Raw genomic sequence first — 21,117 nt, 5'->3', positions numbered from 1 at the left:
TATTCAGATTATGAAGATCCATACACACATTAACAGTTGGTTGCCCAAAAAAGCCGGTTTGAGTAACCCGTTTCTGCTTCTGATCATGGTTGCAGTTTTTTCATGCGATACAAAGACGACGGAACCAGTCAGTGACTACAACTATTTTCCGTTGGAAGCAGGAAGGTACTCCATTTATCAGGTTCAGGAAGAAGTGTATTCCACAAGCCAGAAAGATCCGGTGGTAAAAGCATGGCAGGAAAAAGATGAAGTGATCAGAGTGGAAACCAATGAAGGCGTTTCGACTTACACCTTCTCCCGTTCTACCCGGAACACCTCAGCAGATTACTGGCAAAAGGTGAAGGAATTTACGGTACAGAAATATCCCGACAAGATCCTGACCAACATGGATAGCCGGATGTATTTTTCCATGGCGTTTCCGGTGGACGCAAACCTGGAATGGAATGGCAACAGCTATAATGACCTGGACGAAGAAAATTATCATTATCAGCATATCGGTCAGCCTGCGAGCATCGATGCACAGTCTTTTGATAAAACGGTGACAGTAGAAGAGCGTAGAGATACATCGATAATCAACAAATATATCGGCGTAAAGCAATATGCACTCGGAGTAGGATTAATCTCGGATGATCAGACAGCCCTGGAACTTTGTCAGAATGAAAACTGCATCGGATCAGGCAAGATTGAGTCAGGGTCGCATAAAATCAGAAAGATAATCGAGTACGGAAGTAAGTAGCAGCCAGTTTTAGTAAAATACAACTTCGATTTTCCCTATCCGGGTTCAAAATATTTGTTAATTAAGTTTATCTAACTAAATTTACGCTGGATACTGGTATTAATCATATTAACAACATTTTAAAAATGAGAACAGTGACTTCGCACTCTACACAGACCAAAAAGGCTTACCGCAAGCCAATTCTGAAAAAGCACGGGAATGTTAGTAAGCTGACAAAAGGAAAGTTGGGAAGTCTTCCTGACCTTACTCCTCCTGATGACTTTTCTTCTGAAGGTTAAAAAAATAATTTTGATTTGCTTAAAGATTTGAATTTTGCTGATTGAAGGCTTTATAAATTATCAATTTGTAACTTCTAATAATAACAAGCCTTTTTTTGAAAAAGCAATTGAATTTAATCATGGTCTAATCGGTACTCATCATTTAGACCACGATCCCTTCAATAAATTTCTTGTAGCAAGTTTCGATATTAACAATAAAGAGAGTACTTCATTAAGTAATTTTTTACATGATGAAATACTCTCTTTTGATTTTTGCCGTAAAATCTTAAAAAATTGTGATAACAAATTAAGGATAGCTATTTGTTATGATGAAGTCAACAACCAAATATTGTTGGCTCGTGAGTTGTTCGGCACTATTCCCTTATTTTACCTGCACATTCCAAAAAAGTTTTTTGCTTTTTCAACAAGCCTTGCTTCGCTTGTTTCAAATAAAGAAGTTCAGCCATATCTAAACATTAATGATAGTGCAATTACATCGTACCACCGTTTCAGGATGGATCTTACGACAAAGCACTCCTATGATTCGTTTTATGATCAGATAAAATCCGTTCTCCCAGGTCATATAGTAACAGTGTATGAAAACAAAGTTGTTACGGAGCCTTACGTAACCTTTAATCCTGAGAAATGGTCTCATTTATCATCATTAAAAGATTATGGCGAAGCTGTTTACAACATTTTTAAAGATTCTGTACGATCATCTGCTTTAAATGAGTCGTTGAATGTTGCTTCTCATTTGAGTGGCGGACTTGACTCCTCTTCGGTGAGTACAATGTTTAAACATATTTTTCCATCCCGCACCTTGCACACTTTATATCACAAAAGTGCAAGCAAGGAAATGGATGAAAGTTATTATTCTGAAAGCGTTGTAAACAAAATAGGATCCATACACCATGAAGTATACCAATCAAAGGAAGATTTTGATTTGATCAAAACACATACTGCATTATACGGTGAACCGGAAGTATCCACACTTTCTCCTTCATTGATTACAACCATGATGCCTTTTGCCAAATATCTTGATTGTAATATCCTTTTACGTGGAAGTGGCGGCGATTCTGTTATTGGAAGTGGAATGGAAGTATTAGGAGAAACTTTCAAGGAAAAAAAATGGCATGACTTTGAAAACCTTTTACGCAAAAGGGTACCCTATTTTTCCTTAACTGAACAATATCCAAATTGGAATTCATACTCCTTTGAACAAAAGTATAATCTTGTTCTTCAGAATTTTCTTTATAACCGTATCTCAGATGCAAGAAATTTATCCTTGAAAGATCTCGTGAAAGTGTACAGGGAAATACATAGCACATTGAGAATATCCAATACTTACTTTTTAAAGCGCGGATTAGGTAATTTCATCAATCGCTTACGGCATCAGGCAGTTAATGCTCCAATTTCCATTTTAAAAGATGAATATTTGCAAAGACCAATTCTTGCATCTGTGGAGCCTGTTTTACCTACATCTTTACGCAGCAATTTGCCGGAGCATTTTCAACCGTTGTTTGAAGATGTATTTACGCCAAGAGCAGTTACAGCAATAGAGCAACAGTTTGTACTTGGTGAACATTACGGAATAAGCAACAGATCTCCTTTTCTTGATAAAGACTTGTTTGAAGTATGCATGGCGGTACCGAATGTCATTAAATACGGAAACGGTAAAGGCCGTGAACACTTTCGGGAAGCAATGAAAGGGCTGTTATCCGATGAGGTACTTGGCCGCAGCAGCAAAGCTACATTAGCATCATCGCATGGACAGGAAATTACGCTCCGGCTTTACAAACAAGCCGAAGAATTCCTGAATGATACAAAGCTGGTTTGGGAATATGTAGATAGGAAAAAGTTTAATGAGCAAACCACAGTTCTTGAAAACAACCGAATTCCCTATACGCATAAAGTCAGGCCATGGTTCCATATTACCAGAACCATATCACTTGCGCTTTGGCTGGAATGGTTTAATGAGAAAAAACTATCTTAGACGAGAAATTCTGATTGTTAAAGTTATTTAACAATCAGAATTCTTCCGGTCAGCTGCTTACTTGTTGAGTCCTTTCCTTTTCTGGTAACTTTATAAATGTATAAACCAGAAGGTTGATTGTCAGGCTGCCAATACCATTCATTCACATCTGCTTGCACTTTATCAATAATTTTTTCCCCAACCTTGATTCCTTTCAGATTATAAACCGAGTACTCCAGAGATTCAATCTGTTCAAAATCAACTGTTTTAGCTTCAAACCGAATGTACGATGAAGATGGATTAGGACTGCTTGTAACACTCCATTGTGATACCTCTTCACTAATCTCAAAACGTATTCTGTAAGGTTGCAAGGATGAATTTCCTGACTGATCCCGAACATTGATCAACAGTTCATACTTTCCTATTACAAGGTTATCAAAATAGTAGTTAATTTGAAAAGAACGAGCAGTTAGGGATTGAATATCATATTTGCCAGCAGTGTAATTTACCGGTTCAAACTCGCAGTTCCCATTCCAGCAAGGTTTGATAAAAATATCTACCAAAGCCGTATCCCCGACAATCAGACGATCATCATTCACTGTAATATTTAATAGTGGGTTTTGCAGTAACACCTCCTCATTTCTGATCATTCTGTTATTTACCTTGACATTAAGCAATGGAGGAATAATGTCCTTGATGGTTTCAACTGGATACAGCATTTCGTTCTCTGCTATTTCCCAGTTAATTTCCAGCTCTGCCAGATTATTCTTTTCATTCAACTCATCCAGTATGTTGTCCGGATCCAATTGTACTTCCACCCTCTGAATATTTTGATTTTTGTTTGGAAATACAATATCCAATGTACTCTGATAAGGAAAAGCTGCAATGGTTTCTATTTGAGAACTGGTTCCCTCCTTAAAGTGAAAAGTTATTTTAACAGGTAATTTATCATCCTTCAAAAACCTTCCCTGATTAAAAATGCCAATCTGTAGTTTTAATGTATCAGAAGATCCAATGGTTTTATCAGGAGATTTTGAATATATCTTTATGCTATTGTTAACATCAAGAGAATAATCAGGCTTGCTTACTGTTATGAGCTTTAATGCCGGATCACCCTGAAGTATGGATTGATGAATATTGGCAATAGCGTATACACCATTATCTGACGTAAGTACCTGATTTGCTACGGCTGTCAAAATCTTACCTATTGACAAGTTAACAGTTGCCGGATCTGAAAACATTTTCTCATAAAGAACCTGCAGATATTTGGCTGACGGGCTGACAAAGCTTTCAAAGGAGTTTGCAACAATTGCTACAGAGCCCCTGTTCTTTGCAAGTAGCCAGTCGAGCGATAAAGCATAACGGTCAGAAGCGTTCGGATTTGGATTGAAGCGCGCACTGAAAATATTTCCTACTCCGCAACCATTGAAGTACATCATCGGATATTTACCGGCATTGTTATATCCGCGGTCGCCATCCGTAATATACCCCATATTCAAGTCTGTACGTATCGTTGATCCATGCCCAAAGTAAGTAATCAGTCCTACACCTTCATTTACCTGAGACGTTATATTTACTGATTCGACCTCAGCCATTGCCTGCTGCTTGGCAAATGGTGTTACTTTGCCGCCAATACTCCCGTTAATAACAAAAGGTTCGAGAGATGCCAGTTCATTTTTCAACTGCGTTATTTCTTCGGTTGATTTACCGCCATTCAAATGAAGCACTTCTTTGCGCCATCCATATTCTCCGGAAATATTTGATTCATAATCTTTAACCTTTTGAAGGTAATCCAGAACATTTTGATTAGTTATTGCTGATACTCTTCCAACAGGAATGGCCTGAACGTTCTTGGGTGCTCCGGCAAGTCCTTCCACAAGCAATATATCAGAAGCCGGATAGCCTACTGTCGGAACTTCATCCGGCAATTCTCTTACCATTCTTTCATTGTGTGTAACCGACTTTCCTAGGAGTAAAAGATACTTGTCTTTTAATCCCGACGACAGTGCAAAATTTACAAAATTACGAATGGCAACAGGGCTCGGTTCTCCATAGTTAAATTGATTGTAAATATCTTTAATATTTACAACAGCCGTTTTGAAGCTTCCTCCGTTAACAGATGAACGGTAAGCTGCATAACTGTTTGCTCCTTGCAGTAGATTTTCACTGGAAACAATAATGTAATTAATGGAATTTACATCTTGTTTGTTAAATTGTACATTACTGATTTTGGCTGGATTTACAATGCTTGTTTCATCAGTAACCAACATATTGGCCATCTTGCCGGATGTTCTTGAAATTACTAGATTATCTGCTTTACCCATGATAATCCTGGGCTTGTCGGGATCTGTAATGTCAAGGAACTTTGCATTTGCAAAATTGCCGGACAAGGAAATACGGCTAAAAGGCTCCGAGACAGCAGGCAGGTCAAAGTAGCTGGTTTTTCCCTGAATTGCCGTGGATGCCGGATAAGAAATACGAAAATAGGTAAGTGAAAATCTTTTTAGTTTATCTTCCGTACTTCCCGACTTAAATGTAAATATGCCCTTTCCATTCTCGTCTGTGTCGCCTTCTTCAAGTTCAAAGGTGTATTCTGTTGCACCAAAACCTGCGCTGGAAAGAGATTTCACAAGCCTTAATGATTGTTCATTTTTTCCAACTGAAATCTCAATACTTCGGGAATTACTGCTTCTTCCATGTAAAAGCAACTTAACCGTAGCTTTCTCTAATTCGTTTTTTTTTATACCTGAAAGTTCAAAAGGGTAAGCTGCTGTTTTACCATCAATAATGGCAGGTCCTGTTTTGCTCGCAGAAAATTCAAAAAAGCTGTTTCGTAAATTAGGAGCATTCGGATCTTCTGTTGTCATCGAGTATACATCCTTGAATACATTCAGATTGGTTTTTCTGAAATAAGTTTGTACAGGAATACTCGTATCTGCCGGTTTGTTAATGACTTCCGCCCGTAATCCTGCTGTTTCTCCATTTGTCAGAAAGTAAGAACTTTCATCGGAATACATGCTGAAATACGGATTCAATCGGGAGCTTGTTGGCTGGTAAAATACGGAATCGCTTGATCCGTCATTTGGTACACCAAAAAAGAGAATTTCATTGTTATCAGTACTCAGGATTGCAACCTGTTTTCCACGATGCCAGAGTTGTAGATTAGATGGTTGGACGGTTGAAAAACCTGCCGGAAGAGAAGCAAATGGTACCTTATATATTCCTTTGGCAGTAATGCCGATTTTCACATAAGGTTTGCCATAGGAAATCCAGCTGTTTGCAAAAGAAGCGCTTTCCTGCGCAAACAATTGATTAACTGAGAATAAAAAAAAGAGTAGAATGGAAGATAGAAAAGTTTTCAAATCGTGTGTATTTAGTATGAAATAATGAAAGCACGGACATTGTTGCTAGAACGTTTGTCCGTGCTTTTCTATTACATTTTCACAATTTTCTTAAAATAAATATCTTCATTTTCAGTAAGGATTTTAATAATGTACTCTCCGGCTGGGAAATTGGCAAGATTTACTTTATTTCCTGTTCCCGCCCTTTTAAATACTTTTCCTTGCTGATTCAGTATGTCCCAGTTTTTTATTTTAACCGGAGCATCAAGAACAATTTCGACCAGATCCGTTGCAGGATTAGGTGAAATAACCAGCATACTTGTCTCAGGCCTGTTGATGGAAACAATTTTGGAGTAACTGATTTTTTCCGCCGAAGTTTTGTCTCCGGATACTGCTGCCTTATCAATTTGCTTTAAACGGTAATAACTTGTACCGGCAAGAGGATTTGTATCACTAAACAGATAAGTGCTTTCCGTATTGGAATCTCCTTTACCTTCTGCAAATCCAATTTCTTCAAAATTTTTGGCATTGTAACTTCTTTCCACTACAAAATGGCTGTTGTCTTTTTCCCAGGCCGTTTTCCAGGTTACATCCACTTTATTCTTTTCTGCCAATGTTGCATCAAAAGAAATCAGCTCAACCGGAAGGGGCCCGTCGGTTACCAAAATGCGAAGAGCCGGATCTCCCTGTAAAATAATTTGATGAATATTTGCTCTGTCGTAATCATAGTAGGACGCTACTCTGCCGTTTGTAATCGGATCGTATGAATATCCTTTTTCAAGCTTTGTTTTCAAGGCAACATCCTGAATAATTCCTCCGATCGATCTTCTTTCCAAATCTGATTTTGGGAAAATTTCCAGATAAAGCTTATCCAAATATTCATTGGAAGTAGTAGCATAGGCATCCCAGTCATTACCAAATACAGCTATTGCTCCTTTGTCAGCAGCCAGCAACCAGTCCAGAGACATCGGCCGCCTGAACGACGGACTTCCGGGTGCTTCTGAAAATAACTTAAAACGGTTACTGAACACGTTATTTACACCACAGCCATTATAGAACAAAATCGGATATTTACTGGTATTTGCATAGCCTTTTGCCGGATCAGTAGCATACCCAAAATTAAGATCGGTTACATCAACACCTCCGTGTCCGAAATAAGTAACCATTCCAATCCCAGTTATAGACGGATCAATCGTTCCATTTACATAAGGTGCTATTGAAATTTCCTGAATTGCATTGGTTGCTAAATCAAGAGCTTTCGGCACAGCAATAACTTTACCATAATAAGGCGCATTCGAAAGGTTCGATGCAGAAGCAATGTCGGACAAATTTTTGGCAAATTCCTGAACCTGCAGGTTTCCTTTACCTCCGCTTAGATGCAGTACGTTTTTCCTCCATGAAACATCGGTCTGGCTTTCATAAGTCTTTACCTTATTTAAATAGTCAATTAATTGCTGATTGGTTATAGCAGAAATCCTTCCATAAGGAATAGAAGGAACATCATCAGGCGTACCGCCAAGTCCGTCAACAAGCAACAAATCAGAAGCAGGAAATCCGACAGTCGGAACTTCATCGGGAACTTCCCGGGTACTTCTTTCATAGTACGTTATTGATTTTCCTAAAAGCAGCAGATACTTGTCTTTATTCTCATCGGAAATCATAAAATCAACAAACCTTCTAATTGCAACGGCACTTGGCTCGCCATAATTAAACTGGTTGTAGACGTCCGTAATTTTCTTGACAATTGGTTTATACTTTTTACCTGGCGATCCATTTTTACGATAATCGGCATACGTTTGAGCTCCTGATGATAACGTTTCGTTCGTCACAATGAGATAATCAAAATCAGCCGGGTTTATTTGCTGGAAGGTTACCGAGGAAGGAGTAACTGTTGTACTTTCATTTGAAGCCAGCAGTTTCATCACACCCCCGTTTCGTGAAACCATCAGATCAGAAGCATTTCCATTAATAATCCTTGGATGATCTGCGTCGGTAACGTCCAGAAACCTGAGATTTCCAGATGGTGTATTCAGTATGGTAAATCTTGTATTGGAATTGGAAGCCGGAAAGTTGAATTCATAAGAATTTCCTCCCTGCATATCAATTTTCTGCTCATACGTTACAGAATAGTAAGAAACAGAAAACCCGTCCGAAGCACCACCGGTTGATTTGAAACCAAGTGTACCCTGTCCGTTTTCTATGTCTGTTTCCTGTAATTCAAAATTATAGTCCTGATCAAGGAATCCGGTAACTGCTGTAGATCCGGTTAGTCTCAAAGAAGCCGGAGTGTTGTCTTTGCCGGCATATACGCCAACATTTGAGGTAGCGCTAAACAGAAAGCCACGACCTTTCAGACGAACGTTAACTTTCGGTACAGCAGATCCAAACCTTGATTTAAGCTGATAAATAAATGGTTCGGCTACATACGAGTTTGAAAAAATAACAGGTTTCGGATTGGAGGTTTTAATGTCCGCAGAATTATTTGCTATCCTTGTTCCGGTTCCTGCTTTTCCTTCTTCAAAATAACTGTTAAGGGTTGCAGGACGACTCGGATAAGTAGTCATATGAGAGTTTTCAATTGTAAACTCTTTGAAATAGGTAGCATAATGAAATTGCTGTGGAGTTACTGCCTGATCAGGAACAAGAGAAACCTGTACTGTTGCTGTTCGAGGTGTAGAATCAAATGTCAGAAAGTATGCACTTTCATCCGAGTAAATGCTGAAGTTGGTATTTTTTCTGCTTGTAGGCAAACGATACAACAAAGCATCCGAGGCTCCATCATTGGGCACACCGTAAAATTCTATTTCTGTATTGGTTGCACTTACCAGTGCAACTTCAACACCTCGACGATATAAATGCAGTAAATTAGGCTTATTCTGGAAAGCGACTGGTAACGCAACCTTGTAAATGCCATTCTTGGAAACACCGATACGCAACCACGATTGGCCATACTTTCCCGCAAGCCATTCGTTCCCATACTTTCCACTCCATGGCGTTTGTGCATGTCCAACAGTTATTTGTACCTGAATACAGACTGCTAAAAGAAAAATTAACCTAGTAAAGTTTTTTGTCTTCATAAAACTGTTTTTGATATAGTGTATTCTTTATTAAATTGATTGATAAAGCTGGATTTTTGCAGTTAGCCAATATCTGTACTACTTACATATTAAAATTAAAACTACGATATCTAACGTAGCCTGACACATTTTAGCTTATAAAACATTACTCATTTTTAGTATTGTGCTAAAATATTGCCTTGAGACACAACTGGGCAATAGCTGACTTACAACATTCAAATTTAGTTAAACAATATGAATCATATTGTTCTATCTTGATCATTTGTTGCATATGCAAAGTTAAACCTGGCCAAATTTCCTAGGTAATTGAAACAATAACTACTTAATTTGTCTTGGAATCCATTACTCACAAATTCCCATTTTACCTTTTAACTAAAACTTGTACTACTATGATTAAAAAATTAACGATTATTGCATGGATAGCAATTGTTGGTGTAGGAATAGGATGTGACGGCCCAAAAGGTGATGTCGGACCGGCAGGTGCTCAGGGACCTAAGGGAGAAACAGGTGCAGCCGGCGCAAATGGGAAAGACGGCATAATGGCAAAAGAAATTGTTACGGGTGCCGTACAAAGTACAAAAGGCGGATACACACTTGGTAAAGCAAACTTGTCTTCTGAAGATTCTGTAATGATCTCCAAAAGTGTAGTCGTTGTCTTTATAAAAAGCCAGGGACTATGGTGGGCACAACCGGGCAAAGTGGAATTTGGAGAAGGCAAGTTCACAAATTTCAACTTTGTAACGCTTTTGCGCGGATCAAACTTTTATGTTGACATACGTCCGGTAAGCTGGTCGGAAACAGAGCAGCAAACAGCACCGGAACGTCAGTTCGAAGGAATAAAAGCTGTCATCATTCCTTCCGAGAGTCTTCGTACGAATGCCAATGTAGATTGGACGAATTACAAAGAAACAATGGCTGCTCTTGGATTGAAAGAGTAATAAATTATAAATCAGAAATTTACTATTTTGTAGCTATACAGATATGCTGTAAATGATAATCGTAAGATTCATTTTATAGTATCTGTTAACTTAATTCAAGGTTACTGTAAAAACAGTAACCTTTTTCTTTGTCCATTTGGTAAGAAAAGATTTAAATCAATAGCACCTAAAAAAGTTTTAATTGGGACTAAAAAAGAACTTGCCGCTTGGCTTGACTTTATTTTTAAGAATTATACTATTTTCGAAACAAATTGTGCTGTTTAAATTGTTACCAGATAGTATTTTGTACTTTTCCGGGCTAACGCCCTTTTAACATATCTACTTTTTTCCTGATGGTTACCAAAAAATCTTCAAAAACGATCTCCCCTGATGTTGTTTTGATTGGGGCCGGTATCATGAGTGCAACTCTTGGAGTTTTGCTTAAAAAATTAAACCCATCTATCACAATATCCATTTTCGAACGTCTTGACCGTGTTACTGCCGAAAGTTCGGATCCCTGGAACAATGCCGGAACCGGACACTCTGCCTTCTGCGAACTGAACTACACGCCGCAACTTGAAGACGGCTCTATTGAAACAAAGAAGGCCATTAAAATTGCCGAGTCTTTCGAAGTCTCCAAAGAATTCTGGTCTTTTCTTGTTGAAACCGGGGTGATTGAATCTCCGGATGCTTTTATCCATAACATTCCGCACATGAGCTTTGTCTGGGGTGAAGAAAATGTGGAATACCTGAGAAAACGCTATGAAGCACTTACAAAGCATCATTTGTTCCGGGAAATGGAATTCAGTGAAGATAGCAAGGAAATAAGCAACTGGATTCCGGTTGTGATGGAAGGAAGAGATCCGAATGAGAAAGTGGCAGCAACCCGAATGGAACTGGGAACGGATGTGAATTTCGGAACACTTACCAAATTCATGTTTGATCATCTTGAAAAACAGGAAGGTGTCAATCTTTACCTGAATCATGAAGTGGACGATTTTGATCGTCATAAAGACGGTTCGTGGATTATCGAGGTAAAAGACCGCACTACGAGAAAAGAGACTAAAGTCAAAACCAAGTTCGTATTCATTGGTGCTGGCGGCGGCTCTCTTCCATTGCTTGAAAAATCAGGTATTCCGGAAGGTAAAGGATTCGGCGGATTTCCGGTAAGCGGCCAGTGGCTCGTTTGCAATAAACCCGAGATCATTGAAAAACATCAGGCAAAAGTATATGGAAAAGCTTCTGTCGGCTCTCCTCCTATGTCGGTACCGCACCTGGATACACGTATGATCGAAGGCAAAAAAGCATTGCTGTTCGGGCCTTATGCAGGTTTTTCTACCAAATTCCTGAAAAACGGGTCGTTCCTCGACCTTCCGCTTTCCATTAAGCTGAATAACATCAGGCCGATGCTGGCTGCGGGAATTCACAATATTCCGTTGACAAAGTATCTGATTGATCAGGTGAGACAATCGCCGCAGGATCGTCTGATGGCATTGAAAGATTACTTGCCGGAAGCTAAACTGGAAGACTGGGATCTGGAAATGGCCGGACAACGTGTTCAGGTAATCAAAAAAGACAAGAAAGTGGGCGGTGTACTGGAATTTGGAACCGAAATGGTAACGGCTGCGGACGGTTCTCTGGCTGCGCTGCTGGGCGCATCTCCGGGTGCTTCTACGTCCGTTTCCATTATGCTGGAACTGATTAACAAATGCTTTAAAGAGGCAAAATCCAAAGAATGGCAGGAAGAATTGAAAAAGATCATTCCGTCTGTTGGAAAATCGCTGGCCAAGGATGCAAATCTGGCGGCTAAAACGCGCGCAAGAACAACTGAAGTTTTGCAGTTGAGCGCATCGCAGCTTGAAGAAGGAATCACTGCCTGATTATAAATCATATTTGCTATTTAAAGCCTCTGATTCGTTCAGGGGCTTTTTTCATACCCTTATTGCTGATTCCAGCTGTTTACTTGCCGCAATAATTAGCTTTTACCTATTTCTCGAATTTCTCTTTTACTAGAAATTGATCTTCAAAAATTTGATCCTTAATAAAACTAAACTACTTTTGTCTACTAATCCGATAGATTAAACATTTGCAAATTAATTTAAACAACCACCCGCCGGTTTTTATGAAAGCCAATTTTATTGTAAAAAATCTTTTCGTCCTCGTTCTTTTACTTCTTCCTGTTTTATCATTTTCCCAAGGAAATAATTTTATTGAAATATCCGGTAAAATCGTAGATAAGAACGATAAAACTTCCCTTCCCGGTGTCAGTGTTCTTATAAAAGGAACGGTAACCGGAACAACGACCGAATCCGACGGCAGTTTCAAATTAAGGTCCAAAGCCAAGTATCCGTTTACACTCATCATATCAAGCGTTGGTTTCCAGACGCAGGAATTTGAAGTTACCGGCCCCGGCTCCAACCTGAATGTGGAACTTGTAACACAAACGCAACTTGCTCAGGAAATAGTGGTTACGGCTTCCAGAGTGGAAGAAAGCATTCTGAAATCGCCGGTCGCCATTGCCAAACTGGATATCCGTGCCATACGTGAATCCCCTTCTCCTTCCTTTTACGACGCACTGGAAAATGTGAAAGGCGTACAGATGACTACTTCCAGTCTGACCTTTAAAATTCCCAATACGCGCGGTTTCAATATCCCGAGCAATTACCGGTTTATGCAGCTTGTAGACGGCATTGACATGCAGGCGGCTACACTCGGCGTTCCGCTCGGAAATTCCATCGGGCCTACCGAACTGGATATTGCCAGCGTTGAAATTACGCCCGGAGCAGCTTCCGCTCTTTATGGTTTGAATGCAATCAATGGAATGTCGAACCTTTTGACCAAAAGCCCTTTCTTTTATCAGGGCCTGAGTGTATATCAGAAAACCGGTGTAAATCATGTGGGCGGAACCGGTCGCGATGCCAGTATTCTGACTGAAACGGCTATTCGCTATGCCAAAGCATTTAACAACAAAATTGCCTTCAAGCTGAATTTCGGTTACATGAAAGGTACCGACTGGCTTGCGGATACAAGACTGGATCAGAACCCGAACAATCTCAAAAGTGCCAATCCGAGTTTTCCATCGCTGAACGGAGCCAATAACGCGGCTTTTGACGGATGGAACAAGTACGGCGACGACGTACTGGCCGGAAGTAACACCGTTTCGGTAAGCGGATTGACCATCAATGGGAAAGCCAATCAAACGCTGAATGTGGCCCGTACCGGATACTGGGAAAAAGACTTGATCAGCCCGCATGTGGACAATCTGAAATTTGATGCAGCTTTGCATTACAGACTTAGTGATCAGGCGGAAATTTCTTACAGTTACCGAGTTGGTAAAATGGACGGCGTGTTTCAGCGCGGAAATAAAATACAACTGGACAACGTCCTTGTTCAGAATCATAAAATCGACCTGAAAGGCAGCAACTTTTTGGTAAGGGCTTATATTTCATCAGAGAATTCCGGTGATTCTTTCAATGTAAAGCCGCTTGCCGATAATATGGACTTGTCCACGGGCGGAAGCGGAAGCACATGGGGCGCTGCGTACAAAACAGCATTAAACACGTATGCCGAACAAAATGGCGGCGCACTGACGGACGCAAATCTTGCCGCTGCAACACAGTATGCGCGTGGCGTTGCCGATGCAAACCGGGCGGTTCCGGGAACAAAGGCATTTGAAGATCAGAAAGCATTGATCCGCAGCATTAATAACTGGGATATCAAATCGTCTACAATTCCGGATGCTCCGGCTTCCGGCGGTGCCGCTTTGATTCAAAAAAGCCATTTGTATCACATTGAAGGACAATGGGACCTTTCCAAATACACGAAATATTTTGACCTGCTGATCGGCGGTGACGCAAGAAATTACAGGATTACTCCCGACGGCAATACGTTCGTCGATTTTTCCAGACCAATTGCGGATCGCGGAAGACAGCTTGAAGACGGAACATTCGGTGACAAGATCAACTATAAAAAAGTAGGTGCTTTCGCGCAGGTTACGAAACAGTTTTTTAAAGACCGGCTGAAATTGTTCGGTTCATTGCGGTATGACTACAATCCTGAATTTGACCCTAAGCTCACGCCGCGCCTTGCAGCCGTTTACTCTCCTACTCCGAACAACAATTTCCGTTTTACCTATCAGCAGGGTTATCGTTTTCCGGGCTTGTTTGAAGCACTTTCTTACGTAAACAATGGCCGTGTGAAGCGCGTAGGCAGTTTGTCGTATATCAATGAAGGTCTGGGTTATCTGGACAACAGCTACACAAGAGCATCCGGTGTTATTTTCAATGCAGCTGTCAATGCAGCAGTTGCCGCGGGTGCAAACCGCAACGATGCAGCGCTTGCAAACCGGAACTTACTCGTAAAAGCGCAGCTTGACAAAGGCCGTCCGGAACAAATCCATTCTTACGAGTTCGGTTACAAAAGTGTTTTCCTGAACAATACACTGGTTTTTGACTTTGACGCTTATACCAATACTTACGATGGTTTTCTCGGTCAGGTACAAGTGGATGTTCCGCGCGGACAAACCATTGGCTCCGACGCCGCAGTGCTTGCCATGCTGGATGCCAACCGCGATGCCGGACAGGATCGTTACCGGGTTTATACCAATGCAAAAAACCAGTATAGAAATTATGGCTCGGCACTTGGCCTGACTTACAATTTCTACAAAAACTTTACGATTTCAGGAAATACAAGCTTCAATAAAATCAAGTCCAATGCGACTACGGATATTTTTGTAACCGGATTCAATACGCCGGAATGGACGGCCAATGTTCAGTTCGGGAATCGTCAGATTGTGAAAAACCTTGGGTTCAGCGTGGTTTACAGATGGCAGCAGGCATTTATGTGGGAAAGTCCGCTTGTAAACGGTAAGGTTCCTGAAATCCATACTTTCGATGCACAGGTTACTTATAAAGTGCCGCAGATAAAAGCAAATGTCAAAGTTGGCGGCAGTAACATTTTCAACAGAAATTATATACAGTACGCCGGCGGCCCCACATTGGGCGGCTTGTACTACGTTGCCCTTACATTTGACGGATTATTGAATTAAGATTGAAACAGATGGCGCCGGAAATCACCGGCGCCATTAATTTATAAATACTTCGGATAACTGCTACTCGCCTATTTGCACAATTCAAGAGCAAATTTTCATGCTGTTTAATGACAACATCCGTTAAAATGCAAGCGATCGAAGAAAGTTCAGGCCATCGATTGCAATGACTTCCTTAGAAGGTTCTATTTTACGCCAGATGGAAGCTGCTTTTGCGATGATTTTGACGTCCGGCGTAAAGGATTCAATGACAATATCTCCCTGATAATTAATGTTGTCCAATGCTGCAAAAATCCGTTCCCAGTTGATCTGATCGCCGCCGGGCGTTCCTCTGTCGCTGCCCGAAGCATGCAGCAAAGCCAGTTTTCCGCCCGCTTTTTTGATAGCCAGCGCCGGATCTTTTTCTTCCAGATTCATATGAAAGGAATCCAGATGTACAAACAATGCATTGCTCCCGACATCCTCTATTAATTGAATCGCCTGATCGCAGGTGTTGATAAAATCGGTTTCATAACGGTTAAGCGGCTCAATGGCCAGCTTAACCTTTTGTTTTTCCGCATAGGAAGTAAGTGATTTCAGGTTTTTGACGACAAGATTCCATTGTTTTGATTTCTTTTCTTCCGGAACCAGACCAGCCCTTCCGACCGCTGAATAGACAGGTCCGGCAACAAGGCTGCTGCCCAGAACCGGCGCAATATTGATCAGTTCCTGAATATACTCCATAGAAGTAATCTGTTCCTTGCGGTTGCCGCGCAGGTCGCGCCCCTTACCGGTTGCCGCACATACCGAACGGCATTCCAGTCCGTTGTCATCCAACGCTTTTCTGACAAGTTCGGGATCAATGTTTGCCGGATCTTCCAATGCAATTTCAACAAAGTCAAAGCCCCATTTTTTGAAAAGTGGAAAACAGGAAATGCTTTCGTTTGTGAACGGTGAAGAAAACAGGTACGTGTTGATGCCGAATTTCATTTCATTGAATTTTGAACAGGTTCATGTCATTACAAAAACAGCACTTACTTCTGCTGCGTGAAAATCCGAACTCCTTTTTTATTTCCCGTAACTATATCCGGAAGTTTGTCATTGTTCATGTCTTCTACGGTAACATGCAGCCCGACGCCGGAATCACTGTCAATTTCATGTTTGATCCATTCAGGTGTTTTTCCCGGCTTGTATTCATACCAGCAGATCACAGCAGGCTCAAATTCGCCCGGATCGTTGCCGTTATGCGCAAAATATCTTTTCCCGGTAACGAAATCCATGTTTCCGTCCCCGTTGATGTCCGCCAGAGCCAGGCCGTGTGTCTGAGAAAAAGTCTTGTCAATTTCGTGGTGCTTCCAGGTTTCCTTTCCGTCCTTGTCTTTTCCCTGTTCATGCCACCATATGCCGTAATTATGCGCGGACGCACTCAGAACGTCATTCAGGCCGTCGCCATTCAGGTCCATAACGTACATCTGTGAACAATCCTCGCCAAGATCTGCGGGATGAAAAGTCCAGTCTGCATCTTTGGGATGCTTTGCCGGACCTTCTTTCGGGCCTTCCCACCAGCCTGATTTGACCAGCACATCCTTTCTGCCGTCGCCATTGATATCGCCATAACCGATACCGTGCGTGTACATGTGCGTGGAATTTTTCTCATCGTTGCTGATGATGTATTTTTCCCATTCCGTTTCTCCCTTTTTGGAAGGACATTTCAGCCAGATTACCTTTTTGGCCGTCGGATCATTGCATAACAAATCCAGCCGGTTGTCACCGTCCATGTCCACAAGTTGCGGCGATTCATTTCCGACTGAAGAATGAATGACATGCGTTGGCCAGTAACCGGTTTTTCCCTGCGGATTTTCATGCCATACTGCCGCTTTTCCGGGCCAGTCAATACGGATCAGATCAATCCAGCCATCCTGATTTACATCCATGGCAAAGTCAAGAAAAGAATCGCTGTAACTTCCGTTTACGATAAAAGAATCGGGTTTAGCCAGTTCGTGTGCTTTCCAGTCGGGTGCTTCAAACCAGTAAGCACCGGCAAGCACATCTTTTTTGCCGTCCTTGTTCACATCGCCGAATGCCGCGCCTTCAGAGATGAATTTCGTGATGAGCTCCTGCTTTTTAAATGTAACTTCTTTTCCTTTTTTCTGTGCGGATTGAGCCTGAACCGTTTTTATTCCCAGCAATACAAGTGACAACAAACAGATCAACTTGATTGAACTCTGCATTTTTTTCATCGGGTAAAAGGTTTAAGAATGTATTAAAATAGCTTTTAGCAATTAGCTTTTAGCTTTTAGCTCTTGGGAAAAGAAATATTACTCACGCAGGTAATTTCCATAGCCGACAATCAGTACGGAAAGCACGATGACCAGAATTCCGGTAATGATCGTCCGGAGTGTTTTCCTGCTGATCCCGTTCCATTCTTTCAGGATCAATCCCCAGGAATTGGCGACCAGAATAATAAATGCCATATGCAGAATCCACGAGCTCGGGCCGTTTCCAAGTTTGCTCTCGCCCATTCCGTAAAAGAAGAACTGCATAAACCACGTTGTTCCGGCCAGTGCAGAAAAGATGTAATTGTTCAGCAAAGGCGTGCTGCTGTCGGTATAGTTGCAGAAAGTCTTGTTGCGTGCATTCAGGATCATGCACCAGATCAGATTGGTCGTAAGTCCGCCTAAAAGAATGATAACGTACGTGACATTGTTTTGAAATAAAAATTCGCCCTGACCCGGATTCACTGCTTTCCAAAGCTCGTTTGCATCTTCGGCCATAATTTTGCCGGCATCAATCCCGAAGGCAAAACATGCGCTGAGAATACCGGAAATAATGGAAACCGTAAGGCCCAGTCCGATTTTAAACTCGGTCTTGTCGTCCGGTATGTAACCGCTTTTTTTAAGATCGTTATCTTTCATTGCACCCGCTTTTCCGCAGATGACAATCCCGATCACGCAAACCAGCAAGCCAAGCAGGACCATCTGGCCCCAGCTATTGGTAAACAAATCCGAAATGGTGTCTTTTCCGGGCTTTGGAGCATATTGATAATAAACTGAGGGGATAAGCGCACCAAAAACCGAACAAAGTCCGAGAATAATACTGCTACCCAGGGAAACGCCCAGATAACGTACGCCAAGTCCGTACGTAAGTCCGCCGATTCCCCACAAAACACCGAATAGATAAGTAATAAAGAGAACTCCGTCGTTGGTATGCGCTATGATTTCTGTAAAATCCGGAATCGTGAGATAAGCGGCAAGCGGCGGCACGATAAGCCATGAAAAAAGCCCGCCTACGATCCAGTATGACTCCCAGGCCCAGCCTTTAACCTGTTTGTACGGAATATAGAAACTACCGGAGGCGAAACCGCCGACAAAATGAAAAATGACACCTAGAAGAGCTTGCATGAAGACAGGATTTTATACTTTTAAGCTAAAATCAAAAGGTATCTACTCAATAAAATTGCCTTCCAAATGCAGTCAGATCATTAAAAAAGGCAATTTAGCGAACAACTATCTTCTTCACATTCCGGCTGCTGCCATGTTCAAGTTCCAGTATATAAAGTCCTGCCGGCCAGTTTAATGTAGAAATTTCCAATGTCATGTTCGCTTTTACATTCCGGTTTGCAAGCACCGGCTTGCCGTTGGCAGTCAGTATGCGCAAAGATCCGCCTCTGGAAGAATGTACGCTGACATAATCCGCTACCGGATTGGGATATACCTTAAAATCAATGCTTTGAACCGGCTCCGTTCCTGTAACGGTAATCGGCAGCACATTGGTCAGCAGTCCTATGCCCCCGGCATTGTTCCCGATGGCAAGATCCATTTTTTTGTCCCCGTTATAATCACCTGCAGCAACGGCAAGATAATTTCCGAATACAGGCGCAGTAGCCTTGCCGTTGCCGGCTACCAGCAGACTTTCCCTTTGCGTCCATTTGCCCCATGCTGCACCGTGAAAAATGCGGATTGTTCCGCTGTTATCAGCTGTAAGCAGATCCGGCTGCCCGTCCAGATCAAAATCCATGACAGCAAGTTGCGGCGAACCGCCTGTGAAATCATTGTTGCCGACGCCTGCAAATGCATTTGTTTCAAGGTTAAAAGCAAATTGCTTGCTGTTTCCTGCATTTTTATAATAATAAATATTCCCCTGCGGCTTTCCCAGAAGCAAATCCAGATCGCCGTCGTCGTCGCCGTCATAAAAGTAGGGTGAATCACCGATCTGTACGTCTGCCGGTAAAGCAATGGTCACGGCATCAGCCATATTGAACTGTGGAGCAGCGCCAGCAGCGGCTTTGTTGGGAATGTAACGATATTCCAGCTTCAGACTTGCAGACGAAGTTGCCGCAAACCCAAGATCGGTCATGCCGTCTCCGTTAAAATCCGCCCACTGCGGTTTCAGGTTGTAAACGGACAATGCAGCGGTGATGTTCAGATAATTTTCGGTTGCAAGCTTAAATGCCGGCATGGCTGCGGTTCCGGTATTTTCCAGAAGCCACAAACTTCCTTTGAACCCCGCAGCGCCCGGCCTGCCGCCGGTCCCGATCACCATATCCAGGTCGCCGTCGCCGTCCACATCAAAAAACGTCGGCGCGGCATTTTCCCCCACATCGATCATCTGATCCTGAAGAAAGTTTTTCTGCTGTAATTTGAAATCGGGCTTTATGTTTGTGCCAGCATTGTGGTAAAACCAGCCGGAAGATCTGAAATCGGTTAAGTTCCCGTCATTGGAAGAAACATTCGGAGCAACCAGCAAATCTTTCACACCGTCAAAATCCACGTCTTCCATGTAAGCGGCCGGAAAAATATGCAGTAAAACCGGATCGGTCGGCGGATAGGAATTGGTGTAAGCTGTAAAATTTCCGATCAGTCCGGAAGCTGAATTGGTGAGAAAAGAAATGTGTTCATTGCTGACATGGCCAACGAGCAGGTCTTTTTTGCCGTCTCCGTTCAGGTCGTTCAGCAGGATGGAGTTGCCTGCATGCATGACGCGTCCGTCTTCACTATCGGTGACGCCGCAATCGAAACCAAAGATAAAATCCTCATTATTGCCTTTGCGTAAATTTCCCCAGCATTCGCCGTTTCTTCTGAAAACCGTATTCTCTTCATTTCCCAGACTATCCGGAACGCCGAATTTTTCCATGCTCAGATTCTGGTGCAGCTCGATAATGGTTCCCTGAGAATCAAAGGTAAGCAGGTCCAGATCGCCGTCGTCATCAATGTCTGTAATTCCCGGAATATCCGTTCCGTAAACCTGCAGATTGATATTTGAATTATAACCGCGTGTATAAATCGCATCTTTCATGAGTTCCCAATGCCACGCATTCCCTGTTTTTACCTGCTTGTAAACGCTGATACCAAACGGATTGCTGCCGAAAAGATCTTTTAATCCGTCTCCGTTGTAATCCGCCAGAATCATCCAGTTGTCCATATGCGGAAACAGGGACTCATAATACGGCGCATGCACGAATACTTTTTTTCCGGAACCGGCCGGATCAGCGGCTGCCAGAAAAGTAGTGACTTTGCTGTTGGTTCGGTCATAGACAACCAGATCTTCCTCCGCATCGTTATCAAGATGCATTTTCTGATACTGGGAAGCATTCAGTCCGCCGGCCCATGGATTGATCAGTTTTTTATCATTGGCCAAAAGCGTTGTGACCGTATCCATTTTGAACCAGATCTGCTGCGAACGTGCACCCGTAGCGGCCATGAAGTAAAGGACAAAGAAAATACAGAAGGTATATTTGGTACGCATCGTTGAGGAATAATCCATTAGTTTTGCAGGTTTACAGGCTTGTAAC

Annotated in this window: 12 protein-coding genes; 6 read left to right on the top strand and 6 right to left on the bottom strand. The window is 42.0% G+C overall.

What is annotated here, in order from left to right; translation table 11 throughout:
• The first annotated feature begins 10 nt into the window (after nucleotides 1-10).
• The 3 genes from FEM55_RS18675 (at nucleotide 11) to FEM55_RS18665 (ending at nucleotide 2,986) form a co-directional block, all read left to right on the top strand.
• On the top strand, nucleotides 11-736 hold the full coding sequence (locus FEM55_RS18675) for a hypothetical protein (RefSeq protein WP_138282906.1): 726 nt from the start codon (nucleotides 11-13) through the stop codon (nucleotides 734-736).
• Nucleotides 737-861: 125 nt separating this feature from the next.
• Nucleotides 862-1,014: a lasso RiPP family leader peptide-containing protein gene (locus tag FEM55_RS18670; protein ID WP_138282905.1), complete on the top strand. Its 153-nt coding sequence runs from the start codon at nucleotides 862-864 to the stop codon at nucleotides 1,012-1,014.
• A 34-nt stretch (nucleotides 1,015-1,048) separates the two neighbouring features.
• On the top strand, nucleotides 1,049-2,986 hold the full coding sequence (locus tag FEM55_RS18665) for an asparagine synthase-related protein (protein ID WP_138282904.1): 1,938 nt from the start codon (nucleotides 1,049-1,051) through the stop codon (nucleotides 2,984-2,986).
• A gap of 23 nt (nucleotides 2,987-3,009) precedes the next feature.
• Here the strand turns inward: FEM55_RS18665 and porU2 (FEM55_RS18660) are convergent, their stop codons facing one another.
• Together porU2 (FEM55_RS18660) and porU2 (FEM55_RS18655) are read right to left on the bottom strand one after the other, a co-directional pair.
• Nucleotides 3,010-6,327 (bottom strand): putative type IX secretion system sortase PorU2, encoded by a 3,318-nt coding sequence (porU2, locus tag FEM55_RS18660; protein ID WP_138282903.1) that lies wholly within the window; start codon nucleotides 6,325-6,327, stop codon nucleotides 3,010-3,012.
• Between the two features lie 71 nt (nucleotides 6,328-6,398).
• The gene (gene porU2 / locus FEM55_RS18655; RefSeq protein ID WP_138282902.1) at nucleotides 6,399-9,383 is read right to left on the bottom strand and encodes a putative type IX secretion system sortase PorU2; all 2,985 of its coding nucleotides are present in this window, start codon (nucleotides 9,381-9,383) and stop codon (nucleotides 6,399-6,401) included.
• A gap of 389 nt (nucleotides 9,384-9,772) precedes the next feature.
• Here porU2 (FEM55_RS18655) and FEM55_RS18650 point away from each other — a divergent pair, with 389 nt between their 5' ends.
• From FEM55_RS18650 to FEM55_RS18640, 3 genes are all read left to right on the top strand, one after another.
• Nucleotides 9,773-10,321 carry a collagen-like triple helix repeat-containing protein gene (locus FEM55_RS18650; RefSeq protein ID WP_138282901.1) on the top strand — a complete coding sequence of 183 codons (549 nt, stop codon included), beginning with the start codon at nucleotides 9,773-9,775 and terminating at the stop codon, nucleotides 10,319-10,321.
• A 332-nt stretch (nucleotides 10,322-10,653) separates the two neighbouring features.
• A complete protein-coding gene (locus FEM55_RS18645) occupies nucleotides 10,654-12,180 on the top strand; it encodes a malate:quinone oxidoreductase (protein WP_138282900.1) in 1,527 nt (508 codons plus the stop codon).
• Nucleotides 12,181-12,422: 242 nt separating this feature from the next.
• Nucleotides 12,423-15,347, top strand: a complete 2,925-nt coding sequence (locus tag FEM55_RS18640) for a TonB-dependent receptor (protein ID WP_138282899.1) — start codon at nucleotides 12,423-12,425, stop codon at nucleotides 15,345-15,347.
• A 123-nt stretch (nucleotides 15,348-15,470) separates the two neighbouring features.
• Here the strand turns inward: FEM55_RS18640 and FEM55_RS18635 are convergent, their stop codons facing one another.
• The 4 genes from FEM55_RS18635 to FEM55_RS18620 all read right to left on the bottom strand — a co-directional run bounded on the left by FEM55_RS18635 (nucleotide 15,471) and on the right by FEM55_RS18620 (nucleotide 21,089).
• Nucleotides 15,471-16,316 (bottom strand): sugar phosphate isomerase/epimerase family protein, encoded by an 846-nt coding sequence (locus FEM55_RS18635; protein WP_138282898.1) that lies wholly within the window; start codon nucleotides 16,314-16,316, stop codon nucleotides 15,471-15,473.
• Between the two features lie 44 nt (nucleotides 16,317-16,360).
• Nucleotides 16,361-17,566 (bottom strand): FG-GAP repeat domain-containing protein, encoded by a 1,206-nt coding sequence (locus FEM55_RS18630; protein WP_138282897.1) that lies wholly within the window; start codon nucleotides 17,564-17,566, stop codon nucleotides 16,361-16,363.
• 78 nt (nucleotides 17,567-17,644) lie between these two features.
• Nucleotides 17,645-18,727, bottom strand: a complete 1,083-nt coding sequence (rhaT, locus tag FEM55_RS18625; protein WP_138282896.1) for an L-rhamnose/proton symporter RhaT — start codon at nucleotides 18,725-18,727, stop codon at nucleotides 17,645-17,647.
• Nucleotides 18,728-18,821: 94 nt separating this feature from the next.
• The gene (locus FEM55_RS18620; RefSeq protein ID WP_229209331.1) at nucleotides 18,822-21,089 is read right to left on the bottom strand and encodes a T9SS type A sorting domain-containing protein; all 2,268 of its coding nucleotides are present in this window, start codon (nucleotides 21,087-21,089) and stop codon (nucleotides 18,822-18,824) included.
• Nucleotides 21,090-21,117 lie beyond the last annotated feature (28 nt).

It is taken from the genome of Dyadobacter sediminis (assembly GCF_005860765.1).
Taxonomy (GTDB): domain Bacteria; phylum Bacteroidota; class Bacteroidia; order Cytophagales; family Spirosomataceae; genus Dyadobacter; species Dyadobacter sediminis.
The sequence above is the reverse complement of the archived record's forward strand: the minus strand, read 5'-3'. Positions and strand labels throughout refer to the sequence as shown.